The 13851-nt window shown below is 49.0% G+C and carries 9 protein-coding genes; 3 read left to right on the forward strand and 6 right to left on the reverse strand.

Annotated features, from left to right (window positions below; all coding sequences use genetic code 11):
• The first annotated feature begins 227 nt into the window (after positions 1-227).
• Both KTG12_RS06590 and KTG12_RS06595 read left to right on the forward strand, forming a co-directional pair.
• Entirely contained in the window at positions 228-3332 is a 3105-nt protein-coding gene (locus KTG12_RS06590; protein ID WP_039850142.1) for a TonB-dependent receptor, read from the forward strand.
• Positions 3333-3361: 29 nt separating this feature from the next.
• A complete protein-coding gene (locus tag KTG12_RS06595) occupies positions 3362-4861 on the forward strand; it encodes a RagB/SusD family nutrient uptake outer membrane protein (protein WP_005650356.1) in 1500 nt (499 codons plus the stop codon).
• Positions 4862-5202: 341 nt separating this feature from the next.
• Here the strand turns inward: KTG12_RS06595 and KTG12_RS06600 are convergent, their stop codons facing one another.
• From KTG12_RS06600 to KTG12_RS06620, 5 genes are read right to left on the reverse strand one after another with little or no spacing between them, the layout of a single operon-like run.
• Positions 5203-6123 carry a DMT family transporter gene (locus tag KTG12_RS06600; protein WP_138272947.1) on the reverse strand — a complete coding sequence of 307 codons (921 nt, stop codon included), beginning with the start codon at positions 6121-6123 and terminating at the stop codon, positions 5203-5205.
• 11 nt (positions 6124-6134) lie between these two features.
• Positions 6135-8132 (reverse strand): fructose-bisphosphatase class III, encoded by a 1998-nt coding sequence (locus KTG12_RS06605; RefSeq protein ID WP_005640058.1) that lies wholly within the window; start codon positions 8130-8132, stop codon positions 6135-6137.
• A gap of 3 nt (positions 8133-8135) precedes the next feature.
• Positions 8136-9473 (reverse strand): MATE family efflux transporter, encoded by a 1338-nt coding sequence (locus KTG12_RS06610; RefSeq protein WP_005640060.1) that lies wholly within the window; start codon positions 9471-9473, stop codon positions 8136-8138.
• Positions 9470-10231: a peptidylprolyl isomerase gene (locus KTG12_RS06615; protein ID WP_138272946.1), complete on the reverse strand. Its 762-nt coding sequence runs from the start codon at positions 10229-10231 to the stop codon at positions 9470-9472. Before KTG12_RS06615 ends, KTG12_RS06610 begins: the two co-directional genes overlap by 4 nt.
• 10 nt (positions 10232-10241) lie before the next feature.
• Positions 10242-10913: a peptidylprolyl isomerase gene (locus KTG12_RS06620; protein ID WP_005642073.1), complete on the reverse strand. Its 672-nt coding sequence runs from the start codon at positions 10911-10913 to the stop codon at positions 10242-10244.
• 127 nt (positions 10914-11040) lie between these two features.
• Here KTG12_RS06620 and KTG12_RS06625 point away from each other — a divergent pair, with 127 nt between their 5' ends.
• Positions 11041-12327 (forward strand): DcaP family trimeric outer membrane transporter, encoded by a 1287-nt coding sequence (locus KTG12_RS06625; protein WP_155143932.1) that lies wholly within the window; start codon positions 11041-11043, stop codon positions 12325-12327.
• Positions 12328-12876: 549 nt separating this feature from the next.
• Here the strand turns inward: KTG12_RS06625 and KTG12_RS06630 are convergent.
• A complete protein-coding gene (locus tag KTG12_RS06630; RefSeq protein WP_119215688.1) occupies positions 12877-13788 on the reverse strand; it encodes a nucleotidyltransferase in 912 nt (303 codons plus the stop codon).
• Between the last annotated feature and the right edge of the window lie 63 nt (positions 13789-13851).

Raw genomic sequence — 13851 nt, forward strand, 5'->3', positions numbered from 1 at the left:
TTTGTTGCTCAGGTACTTATAAATAAAGTTAAATCAAAGTGTTGCGGAATTAAGGATTAATTATAAATTTAATATATTTGCGTCTATTAGTGTGTCGAATACAATGTCCTGTTAGAACTACGTCCTTTGATTGAGGATCATTATGCTTTCTATACCTTAAATTAAAAGGAAACGTTTTTATAGGCCAATGTGGTTATACTTGAATGTATCATTTAAATCTATTGATTATGAAAAGGTTCTTTTGGGTTCTTTTTGTGATGTCCTTATGGGGGCATTTGCTGATGGCGCAGGAAAAGGCTGTGTCAGGTATCGTAGTTTCTACCGAAGACGGCTTGCCGATGATCGGGGTGGCTGTCGTAGATAAGCAGACGATGAATGGCGTAACCACCAACGAAAAAGGAGAGTTTTCGATGACCGTTTCTCCTCGTACGAAAACACTGCATCTCTCTTACTTGGGATATAAGACAAAGGAAGTCACCATTTCCGGCCGTAGCATGAAGATCGAAATGGAGCCGGACATGGTAGCTATCGACGAGGTGATGGTTGTTGCTTATGGTACAGGAAAGAAGTCGACCTTTACAGGATCGGCCAGCGTGGTCAAGAAAGAATCGCTGGAGAAGATCAAAGCATCCAATGTAACCCAGGCTTTGCAAGGGCAAAGCAGCGGTGTGCAGGTGTTGAACAATTCCGGTGAGCCGGGCGAAGATGCGACGATCATGATCCGTGGTATCGGTTCCATGAACGCATCCAGCTCTCCGCTTTATGTGGTCGACGGAACGGCTTATGACGGATACCTGAATGCTATCAACCCGAACGACATCGAGTCCATGACTATTCTGAAAGATGCCTCGGCCACCGCTTTGTACGGCTCTCGCGCAGCCAATGGGGTCGTGATGATCACAACGCGTAAGGGCGCAAGCGAGAAAGGGCAGATCAATTTCCGTTCAACTTGGGGATTCTCCAGTTTGGCTGTAGGGTTGCCGGATCAACTGTCACCAGACCAACTATCGCAATTGACTTGGCGTGCTTTGTATAATGGCTATCTGGATTCAGGTTATCGGGACGAAGATTCCCGTTCCTATGCGTCTTATTATGTGATGGGTGAGTTCGGTAATAACCCTTATAACATTGATATGCCGGTCGGGACAGATGGGAAGATGGATCCCGATGCCAAGTTGAATTATTGGGGAGATTGGAGAAACGCTTTGTTGAAATCCCGTCTGCGTCAGGAATATACGATAGACTTCAGTGGTAAGAATAAAAAAGCCGACTACTTTATATCAGCCGGTTACCTGAACGATAAAGGTGTATTTTCTATCCAGCGTTTCGAACGCTATTCAACACGGGCAAACTTGAATTATAATGTAAACAAATGGTTGAAGGTCGGAACCAACATCAGTTTGTCTCATAGCGTGCGCGAAGGGTCTGCCAGTGATCAGACTGTATGGCTTTTGCGTACGATGCCGACAGTGTATCCTATTTATGAATGGGACAGTGCGACGAATGCCTACAGATTGGACAAGAACGGCAATCGTATTTTTGACTACGGAAACTACCGTACATCCTGGAGTGGGACTAACCCGTTGGCTGATGATACCTATAACAAGTCTCCTTGGACACATGACGATGTTTCCAATCGTACCTATTTTGAAATAACATTCATCCCGGGATTGAAGTGGCGTACCAATTTCAGCGTGGATTTTTATCAGTATAATTATGATGGCTATGTAAACAGCGAATATGGCTTTGCTGCCGGTTATAAAGGTTCAGCCTATAAGGAAAGTGACCGGAATCTTTCTTATACGATCAACAACCTGGTGACTTATGAGAAATCTTTCGGGGATCATTCTTTGTCCGTTTTATTGGGACAGGAAGCCTATGCTTTGGAATATAAGTTGTTATCTGCCGAAAAGCAGGGATTTCCTTTTCCTGGTGTTACGGAGATCGGTTCGGCAGCCGTGATGAGCAGCATGAATTCTTACACCGACAAATACCGTCTGTTAAGCTGGTTGAGCCGTGTCGAATATGATTATAAAGACCGTTATTACATTTCCGGTAGCTTCCGTACGGACGGCTCTTCCCGTTTTCATCCCGATAATCGTTGGGGGCAATTCTGGTCTTTAGGTGGTTCATGGAGAATATCCAATGAAGAATTCATGAAACCTTATAGTTCCTGGTTGGATAATTTGAAACTGAAAGCCAGTTATGGTGCTGTCGGTAATGATAACTTGGGGACTTATTATGCTTATCAAGGTTTGTATGCGACAGGCATGAACAACTACCGGGATCCAGGTGTTATGGTCAGCCGTTTGTCAAACAAGGATTTGAAATGGGAGACGAATTTGCAGTTCAATGTCGGGTTGGATTTTGCCGTGTTCAATAAGCTGAGCGGTAGTGTCGAGTGGTTCAGCCGTAAGTCTAAAGACCTGTTGTTTACATTGCCGATGGCTCCGTCTACCGGCATGAGCGGTATTGACCGTAATATCGGTGACGTTAAGAACCAGGGTGTCGAATTCTCTTTGAATTATGCTGCCATATCCAATAAAGATTTTAAATGGACCATCGATTTGAACGGGACATCTTATAAGAACCGTATAACCAAGTTGCCGCAGGCCGAAGTCAATGCCGGTGTCTTCAAATGGCGTGAAGGTGAATCCCGCTATAATTTCTGGGGAATCGAGTATGCAGGTGTGAACCCTGAAACCGGAAACGACCAATATTGGAAAACGATTTACGAAACAAACGACAAAGGAGAAAAAGTCGTGAAGGAACGGGTAAAGACCGAAAATTATAATGAGGTGACAAGCGACAGCCAGCAGAAATATCTGGGCGATGCCATTCCAAAATTGTTTGGAGGCTTTACCAATAACTTCTCATATAAAGGCATCGACCTTTCTTTCATGATCTATTACAGTATCGGCGGCAAGCTGTATGACAGCGACTATGCGCAATCCATGTATTACCGGAGAGGCTATAGCATGCACCCGGATATGTTGGATTCTTGGACTCCTGAAAATCCGAATGCCGAGTTCCCTCGCTTGACCACCTACTATAATTATGCGAATTATATGAGTTCCTATACTTCCAAATTTATTTTCAACAACTCTTTTGCGAGGTTGAGGAATATGACGTTGGGATACACGTTGCCTAAAAATTTCACGAAGAAGTTCCAGGTCAATTCATTACGCTTGTTCGTCCAGGGGGATAACTTGGTTACGATTGGTAGTGCAGCCCGTCGTGGTACGGACCCGGAACAAAGCATATCCGGAACGACCGCCAACCGGTTCCCGGTGACGAAGTCCGTTTCATTCGGTCTGCAACTTAATTTGTAAGAAGTCTAATTAAATAAATGATGAAGAATATGAAATCAAAGAACTATATATTGTCGGTTTTGGCTATAGGTCTCATGACGGGAAGTATGGTTTCCTGTAGTGATTTTTTGGATACGAAACCATCGACATCTGTCGATGATACGGATGTCTTTCAAACAACTTCCGGCGCACAGTCTGCTTTGAATGGTTGTTACTATCAAATGCGTGCCTATGGTAGCGGGGGAGCTAACCGGGGTGACGACTACGGTATACCTTCTATCCAGATGATTTCGGACATGTGCGGTGAAGATGTGATGAATAATGGTAGTGGATGGTATTTATATAACTATAATTATTGGGGAGAAACTCAAGCTAATATATTCCGTACAGATCAGTTGTGGACCTTCCATTACCGGTTGGTCAATAACTTGAATTCCGTAATCACTTATGTCGATGATTCGGAAGGCGAAGATATGGATAAGCAATATATCAAAGGGCAGGCTTTGGCTTTGCGCGGATGGGCCTATTTCGATTTGGCCCGCTTGTATCAGCAGACTTATGCTATCGCAAAGGACATGCCGGGAGTTCCTATTTATACGGAACCGACTGTAGACGGTACACAAGGTAAACCGCGTGGAACGTTGGAAGAAACCTATCAGCAGATCTTGTCAGACCTGACGACTGCCGAATCGATGTTGGAGGGCTTTGTTCGTAGTTCCAGCTATCCGAACGTGTTTGACCAAACGGTTGTACAAGGTGTTTTGTCTCAAGTCTATCAAGTAATGAATAACTGGGCGAAATCGGAAGAATATGCTAAAAAGGTGCTGGCGGTTTATCCTTTGACGACTGCAGAAGAGTATGCAAATGGATTTAATGACCACCTTACCAAATCTTGGATTTGGGGAATTAAACAGACGGAAGAGCAGAATATGGGCGACTATTCTCCTTTTGCTATGTGGTACAACGGTGATCGTAAATGTTGGACTTTTGCAGGCTTTATCCTCTCTGATCAGTTTGTGGATTTGTTTGACGAAGATGATATTCGCTTCAAACAGTTCGAGAATTGGTCTACGGGTTCTGGCCAGACGAAAAAAGAATTCTGGATTTCTCATAAGTTCAGGGATAATGAGGACTGCCGCGGATCGATGGTTGTCATGCGTTCCGACGAAATGTTGCTGAATGCGGCGGAAGCTTGTGCGCACCAGGGAAAAGATACGGAAGCGAAAGCGCTATTGTGGCAGCTTCAGGACTTGCGTAATGCCAAGCGTACGGAAGCAAGTGGCGATGAACTGATCGAAGCTATTTTAAAAGAAAGAAGAAAAGAACTCTATGGAGAAGGTTTTTCTTTGTTTGATATGCTTCGGACGCAGAAGGGCCTGGAACGAACCGGTAACCATATGGACTGGGGGGGCTTGATCACGTTGCCCGCCAAATCATGGCGTTTCATCTTCCAGTTGCCGGGAGCCGAAATGAAGAACAACAAATCTTTAGTCGATGAAATCTGGCCGGCCGGTGACCAGAATCCGTTTGACGGGGTCTATGAACCGTGAGATTTTGGGCGGTATGTCGGAGCTACCTCCTTCTTGGTCAAAGCGATGACAGACATAGTCGATGATTAAAGGAGGATTTGTATTCCCATGATCACCGGCCTGCATTTGCAGGAACGCAGGTCGCCGTTTATAGGAACGCAGGCTGGTGATTGCAGGAACGTCGGGAGACATTCCTTACGGGATTTGACACAATTGGCACATTTGACATCGGTTTGCTAAACTATATATAGGTAATAATATATATTCAGGTATATATATACCTACATAGGTATATTAAATAATTAATTATTTATCTCGCGTATATATATTTCTACAACCCCATGTCAAATGTGCCAAATGTGTCATCGTTTCCCTTTCTCCATGTCTTCCCGGCTTTTGCTCTGTGTCACGAGATAAACACCTGTGAAGACCAAGACAGCCGACAGGACTTTCTGCCAGGAAAGGGTGTCCTGGCCGATCATGACGGCAATGAACGAGGCGACGATCGGCTGCACGTAATTGTACATGCTGACCGTTGTCGGGCGGATTCTCTTCAACGACATCGGGATGAGCAGATAGGGAAGGAACGTCGCCCCGAAGAGGACGTAAAAGATCGCACCCAGTTCCGTGAAGTCCCAAACCTCCCGGTGGAATGCAGGAGCGTCGAGCACATGCCGGAAAGTGAAGGGAACCAGCGTCAGCGTTGTGAAGAGGAACATCCATTTCATCATCGTGACCGATGAATAGCGCAGGGAGAGCGGCTTCGACAGAACCAGGTAAATGGCATACATCAACCCACTGACAATCATCATCATGTCGCCGTCGAGGCTGCTGATACTGTCGGTAGCGTGCGTGGAACTGAAAACAAGCAGCAGGCCGCCGCTGACCCCCATGAACACACCGAACGACTTCTTCCGGGTGATCGGCTCCTTCAGTATGACGACGGCCAGCAGCAGGACGAAGATCGGCACGGCGGTGGCGATGATGGAGGCGTCGACTGGAGAAGAACGGTTCAGCCCGACGATGAACAATCCCTGATTGATCCCCACTCCGCAAAGGGCGCATACAAAAAGCATCCCCAAGTCTTTCAACGGCACTTTCTCTTTTACCGTGAAGAGAGACACGATCCAGAACATCACACAGGCGAAAGCCATGCGCATGATCGTAAGACCTTCGGGGGGAACGTGTGCCGGCAGCAGATATTTGGATATCGGCATGTTGACGGCAAACAGGATATTGGTTATCAATATCAGGATGTGACCTTTCAGTTTCTCGCTGTTCATGACAAGTGTTCTTATTTATAACGCTCTTTTTCTTTGATAAACCCGTTGCGGAACGCGTAAAGGAGTTTTTCGAGATCATGGATCTGTTGTTGCAGGTCCGCCCCCTTGTCTGTGTCCTTGACCATCTGGCGGTGGGAGTTCAGTTCGACGACGATGGTGGTCGAACGGATGTCTTTGCCCTCCTTGATGGCCTGGTCGGTCGACAGGAACGGTTCGTGCTGTACAAGCTGGAAGCCGCGCGAATGGTAGACCAGGGTATAACCTGCAATGCCTGTCTCCGGGTGGTAGGCTTTGGAGAAGCCGCCGTCGATGACAAGCAGTTTCCCGTTTGCCTTGATCGGGTTCTCGCCTTTGATGGAGCGTACGGGGACATGTCCGTTGATGATGTGGCGGTGCCGGCCGGTGACGCCGAACTCGTCCAGCAGCATGTCACAGACCGATTCTTCTTCCCGGAGGGAATAGTAGGCGCCTTTTTCCTCCTTCTGCACCGATTTGTCGTCGATGAAGCAGCGTTCGAAAGTCGCCATCCGGCTCTTGTCGAAGAGAGGGGAGTCTTTGCCTTCCCAAAGATACCAGATGTAATCCATCGCGAAGTCCTTCTCCGGGCTGTCGTCGGCATCGAAATAGGCGGTGCGCACCAACTGGTCCACTTTATCCAGCAGGGCTTTGCCCTTATATTCCGTTCCTTCGATACGGATCGCCTTGAGCGTGCCGTCCGGGTTCATCGGGACGGAGGCATGGAAAAGCAGGTTGGAGTTGCAGACCTGGTACATGCTGCCGTGCGTGAACAGACAGCGCATGTGCTTTTTCAGTTTCTCGCTACATTCGAACGAGTGCTTGATGCGCCGCATCAGTTCTTCTTCTTCGATCGAAAGGGCATAGGGGTCCTTGGCATTGAGAGTCGGCCAGTTCTTGTCTTTCAACTCGTATTCCTTTCCTTCGATACGGATCGTCCCGCGGTGGAGGTCGATATGGTGGAGCAACAGGCGGTCGTCCATCCCGAATTCCGGACGGCGGCGGATGATCTCGCCTTCCAGCTTAAACTGTATGATCGTGATCGCCTTGTGCATGCGGGCGATCAGTTGGGTTGTCTTTTCATCGAAGGTCGCATCCGACGCGTTCGTACGCGGGATGAACAGTTCGCAGGGGTCGTCTCCATAGACTTCCATGGCGAATGTCGCCAAGGGCAGGAGGTTGATGCCATAGCCGTCCTCAAGGGTTGCCAGATTGCCGTAGCGCATGCACATGCGGATCACGTTGGCGATGCTCCCCGCGTTGCCGGCGGCGGCCCCCATCCAGAGGATGTCGTGGTTGCCCCACTGGATGTCGAAGTTATGGTAGTTGCAAAGCGTGTCCATGATGATGTGGGCGCCCGGCCCGCGGTCGTAGATGTCGCCGATGATGTGCAGCAGGTCGATCGTCAGGCGTTGGATCAGGTTGCACATGGCGATGATGAAGTCATTGGCCCGGCCGGTCGAGATGATCGTGTTGATGATCTGGTCCACATAGGCGGACTTGTTCGGCTCGTCGCTCGACTCGTGGAGCAGTTCCTGGATGATGTAGGAGAACTCCTTCGGCAGGGCCTTGCGCACTTTCGAGCGCGTGTATTTGGACGAGACGTTCCGGCAGACGCGTACCAGTTGGTTCAGCGTGATCAGATACCAGTCGTCCAGGTCTTTTTCGCGTTGCCGGATCAGTTCCAGTTTTTGTTCCGGATAGTAGATCAGCGTGCAAAGCTCCTTCTTCTCGAAGTCGCGCAGCGTGTTGCTGAATATCTCGTTCACTTTGCGCTTGATCGCACCGGAGGCATTTTTCAGCACATGGTTGAAAGCCTGGTGCTCGCCGTGGATGTCGGACAGGAAATGCTCCGTCCCTTTCGGCAGGTTCAGGATGGCCTCCAGGTTGATGATTTCCGTGCTGGCGTCTGCCACCGTCGGAAAGCTGCGTGCCAGCAGCGTCAGGTAGCGCAGGTCGTTTAATACGTGTTCTGCTGTTATATCTTTAGTCATACCCTATTTTTTTATTGTCAATCGATTGAAACGTCTCCAAAGTAACAGTCCGAGCGTGGTCAGGCTGATCGGGAAGCCGCACCAGATGCCGATGGCTCCCCAACCAAAGGTGAACCCGCACAGGTAACCGATGGGAAGTGCCAGTCCGAAGTGGCAGAAGAAAGCCATATAAGCCATGTATTTGACATCCGAGATGCCTCGCAGAGCGTTGGCGAAGAGGATTTGCAGCCCGTCGCCTGCCTGATACAGGATCACTGACCAGGCGAGCAGGGCGACCAGTTCGACCACCTCTTTTTCCGGAGTGATGATATATCCCATGATGTTACGGAAAATCCCGATCAGGAGAACAACGATGGCTGCCGTCCCCATGACCAGATGCAGGCCGGCAAAAGATGCGTGCCGTATGGCAGGCCAGTCGTTCCGGCCCCGGAAGTTGCTTACCCGTATGGTAACCGCCGCCGCTATGCCGTAATAGACCATGAAGCCGAGCGTGGTGATCACGCCTGCCACTTGGTGGGCGGCGAGTGCCGTGCTTCCCAGCCACCCCATCATGATGACACTCAGACTAAACGAGCCTGTCTCGACTCCCATCTGGAAGCCGACCGGCAGGCCGAGGCGGACCAGGTTGCCTATATTCGCCCGGTTGACTGTCCCTTTCTTGAACCCTTCCCTGTAAAGTTTGTAACGGGAATGCTTGGCAAACAGGACGCAGAATATCCCGAATGTCAGGATACGGCTGGCGAGTGTCGAGATACCGGCTCCGGTAAGCCCAAGTTCAGGACATCCGAAGTTGCCGTATATCAGCAAGTAGTTCCCGATGATGTTGAGCACGTTGGCTCCTAACATGACGCACATCGGGGTGACCGTGTCTGTCGTGCCGTCGCTGAACTGCTTGAACGAGTTGAACAGCATGGCGAAAATGACCGAGAAGAGTTGCAGGATATAGTAAGGCACGATATAGGGCATCAACTCTTCCGGCTGCTTCAGGATATGGATGTTCAGAAGCAGTGTCAACATGCAGAGGCTGAGTAGCAATCCCACGATGAGGTTGATACAAAGGCTGTTTTTCAGTGTCTCGCCTGCCTTTGCATATTCTTTCTGCGCAAAATACCCTCCGATGATGGGAGTCAGTCCATAGGAAAATCCCATCCCCGCGATGAACACGAGGTTGAAGAAGTTGTTGACAAACGAGGCGGCAGCCAGCTCGGCCGTACTGTGATGCCCGACCATGATGTTGTCGGCAAAGCCTACAACAATAATGCCCAGCTGTCCCAACATGATCGGGACACCCAGGCGTATCGTTTCTTTGTAATGTTCCTTGTAAACCGAAAGTTGCATCATTCCAAAACCTCTACCGACTTGATTACTACATTTTCCGTCGGGCGGTCTTGCTTATTTGTCTTTACTTGCTGGATCGCGTCTACTATGTCCAGGCCTTCCACCACTTCGCCGTAGACGGTGTACTGGTTGTCAAGGAAGGGCACGCCGCCGATCGTCTTGTAGGTCTCGCGCAGTTCGGAAGGCATCTTCGTCTCGTCTTTACGCTTTTCGACCTCCAGTTCGGTCTTGCCGATCAGGGTGTCGCGGAGCACGGCGAGCTCTTCTTTGTTGCCGCTGCGGTAGAGTTCCATGATCTTGGACTTGTTCTCTGTCTGGAGGCGGTTGAAGATGGCCTGTTTCAGGCGCCCTTCCATCTGCTTTTCCATCTGGCCGAGTTCGGCTTCCGAATATTTCTTGCCAGTGACGATATAGAACTGTGAGGCTGACGATGCTTTTTCAGGGTTCACTTCGTCTCCGGTGCGGGCGGCGCACAAGGCTCCCTTTTTATGGAAATATTGGGGATAGTTGAACTCTGCCGGAATGGTATAGCCCAAGTCGCCGGCTCCTAACTGCTTGTTCATCGGGGCGTCTTTGGAAGTGACATCGCCACCTTGTACCATAAAGTCCTTGATGACGCGGTGGAATAGCAGGCCGTCGTATTGTCCGGCTTTTGCCAACTTGATGAAATTGTCGCGGTGCTGAGGTGTATCGTTGTATAATTTGAATTTTATCTTTCCGAGTGTGGTGTCCATCACCACTAATGTTTCTTTTGTTTCCATTCTTTGTTGTTTATTTGTTGACTATCTTCATTGACTTGATTTTGATGTTCTTGACAGGACGGTCGTCTGCGTTCGTTTCGGTGAACTGGATCTTGTCGACTGCTTTCATGCCGCTTACGACTTCGCCGAAAATCGTGTATTTACCGTCCAGGTGGGGCGTGCCTCCTTCCAGCATATAGGCTTGGCGTTGTTCGGGGGTGAAGGTGATGCCTTGTTCCTTCTCCATCTTGTCTAGCTCCATTTCCGTAAAGAACTTGCCGGTTACGATATAGAACTGGGTGGCCGACGAGGCGCGTTCGGGGTTCTCGTCGTCGCCTGTACGGGCGGCGGCGAACATGCCGCGTTTATGGAAATACTTCGGGTAGACGATCTCTGCCGGAATGGTGTAGTCCAGATCTCCGTCACCTAAGTGCTGTTCCATCGGGGCGTCTTTGGAATTAATGTCGCCTGCCTGTACCATGAATTGTTTGATGACACGGTGGAACAACAGTCCGTCATAGCGGTGTTCCTTCACATTTTTGATAAAATTATCACGATGTTGGGGCGTGTCGTTAAAAAGTTTCACTTTGATCTTTCCCATATCGGTGTCGATCAGTACCAGCGTTTCAACCTCTTGCGCTTGCAAATGGACGGATATCAGAGCCGAGAGGGCCACTAAACATATAGCAAACAGCTTTTTCATCTTCATCTTATTTTTGTATTATGGCAACAAAAATAGTGATATTTACTCGTTAAAGCAATCATTTGACACAACCTTTTCCGTTGGCATCTGTTCAAGTTGGTAATTCATCTAAACAAAAAGCATATTTATGAAAACATTGTTGAAAAGCGCAGTTCTACTGCTCGGAATGGGATTGCTTTCTACCCATTCCCAGGCTCAGAAAGTTGTGGTTGAGGATAAAGAACCGAATTCCGTCATGTTTGTCACGATCGATAAGGCGGGCAATGAGATTATCCGGATCATGAATGCGTCACAGAGTCCCCGTTTCCACGAACCGAAAGCGCCCCGTTTCCTGCTGACAGACCGGAAAGGCAAGTTTGCTCTCGGTATCGGAGGATATGTGAAACTGGCAGCCGAATATGATTTTGGCGGTATTTCCGATAATATCGACTTTTACCCGGCATTGATTCCCGGCAGAGGACAGTCGTATGTACGGAACCAGTTTCAGATGGACGCCACTACGAGCACGATCTTCCTGAAGCTGGTCGGACATACGGACCTCCTGGGCGATTTCGTGGTGTATACGGCTGGTAACTTCCGCGGTGGAAGCGGCAAGATATTCGAGTTGAGGAATGCTTATGTGTCGGCACGAGGCTTTACGGCGGGTTACGATTACGGTTCGTTCATGGACTTGGGCAATGTGCCTGCTACGATCGACTTTGCCGGTCCTAACGGGATGTCGATCTATCATGCCACACAGATCCGTTACGAACATGCGCTCGCCAAAGGCTTGAAAGCCGGTATCGGTGTGGAAATGCCGGTTGTGGACGGGCTGACAAACGAGCATGTCAGTATCGCCAAGCAGCGGATGCCGAACTTCCCGGTCTACGTGCAGTATAGCTGGAACCCTAAAAGCCATTTCCGGGCTGCGGCTATTATCAGGAGCATGACCTACAATGATTTGACGGCCTGCAAAGCTGAGTCGGAGATCGGATGGGGTGTTCTGGCTTCTGCCACTTTTAACCTGACGAACCGTTTGCAGGTCTATGGACAGGGTGTGTATGGCAAAGGTATCGGGCAGTTCCTGAACGACATGAGCATGTTGAATGTCGATGTGGTCCCGAATCCTGAAAAAGAAGGGAAGATGCAGGTGCTCCCGATGATGGGCTGGTTTGCTGGGATGCAGTATAATTTCTCTCCGAAAGTGTTTATCACCAGTACATACGGGCAGTCACGCTTGTATAGCCATGATGGTTATCCTGTTACTGCTTCCGACCAGTACCGCTACGGACAATACCTGAACGCCACGCTTTTCTGGAACATCACGTCCGACCTGCAGGCCGGAGCCGAATATCTGCGCGGCTGGCGTACGGATTTCAACGGTGACACACGTCATGCGAACCGGGTGAATCTGGCGGTACAGTATAGTTTCTAAGAAGATTAGAACCTTTAAATGATGATTTACCTGTTACTTTTGGTTTGATCCAAAAGTAACCAAAAGATCAAGGCTTAAGCTGGCTCGCTACTCCGTTCCCTTCGTTCGCTGTCGCGTCTGAAACTCGCTTCGCTCAAACAGCAGACGCTCCGGACGCTCACTCCAGTCTCTGCGCTTAACGCTCACCAGCTTAGGCCGGATATAGAGCCTGACGGCTCTTTGAGGATGGCCGATACCGACACCTATATAACAGATGGCATCGGCCATCCCAAGAGAAAGCGGAGCTTTCTATGAAAGGCCTAAGCGGACGGTTGTCAAGCGGAGGGTAAAGGTGGAGCGGCCGGAGCCTGCGCTGTTTGAGCGAAGCGAGTTTCGCAGGCGACAGCGGAACCTTTGCCCGGAGTAGACCGGACGGTTAAGCCTTGACTTTTTGGTTACTTTTGGGTCAAGCCAAAAGTAACAGTTATTATCATAGTGAACAATAAAATCCCCACAGTGAAACAGAGAACACTGTGGGGATTCTTATTTATTGGACCTGATCCTGTTTGTTTAGAACAATTTAGCAGGATATTCGCCTGCATCGACCAATGCTTGGATTTTATCTACTACTTCCTGGCGGTCTTCCGGATAGGTGACGCCGAACCATTTGCTGGCAGTATCCAATACTTCGACCGTAGCAGTCTTGTCACTGATCAATTTATCTACCATCAGCGGAATGAAGAATTCGCTCTTCAGGTTTTCCATGTTCTTCGGATCGCTCAGAAAAGTCTTGAAGAATTCCTGGCTGTAAGCGAAGTAATCAGGAGTGAAGCCCCAGAAGTTCATGCTTACCGGAGTCGTGTCGGGGGTAGCTGTCCATTCGCCGTTGTCGTCGATGTATTTCACTTCTCCGTCGATACGCTGGATTTTAGTACGTTCGACAACCGAAGTCAACAACTTGTTTGCATCTGTACTACAGATACCGCGTGATACCGTACCGCTTTCGCTCAATGTGTTGCCTACGCGGAAACCTACCATCGAATATACGTTCTTGGAACCTTCAGGCAGGGCAGCCAGGAATTTACCCATTGTCTGGAAAGAGTCGCGTCCGTAGAAGTCATCGCAGTTGATAACGGCAAACGGTTCTTTGATCACGTCAGCTCCCATCATGACGGCATGGTTCGTGCCCCACGGTTTTGTACGTTCTGCCGGGCAGGTGAATCCTTCGGGCAGGTTGTCCAATGCCTGGAATACCAGTTCGCAAGGGATGTGACTTTCATATTTGGAGAGGATTTTGTCGCGAAAATCCTGTTCGAAATCTTTACGGATAACGAAAACGAGTTTGCCGAAACCGGCGCGAATGGCATCGTAGATGGAATAATCCATGATTGTTTCACCATTAGGACCCAGTCCGTCCAATTGTTTCAAGCCTCCATAACGGCTTCCCATTCCGGCAGCCAATAAGAATAATGTAGGTTTCATAATCTTCTAAGTTTATATAGTGTTTTTGTTTTCTTCGGGCAAAAGTAGGAAATAAATATGATT

Origin of the sequence: Parabacteroides sp. MSK.9.14, from assembly GCF_019041495.1 — a bacterium.
Lineage (GTDB): Bacteria > Bacteroidota > Bacteroidia > Bacteroidales > Tannerellaceae > Parabacteroides > Parabacteroides merdae.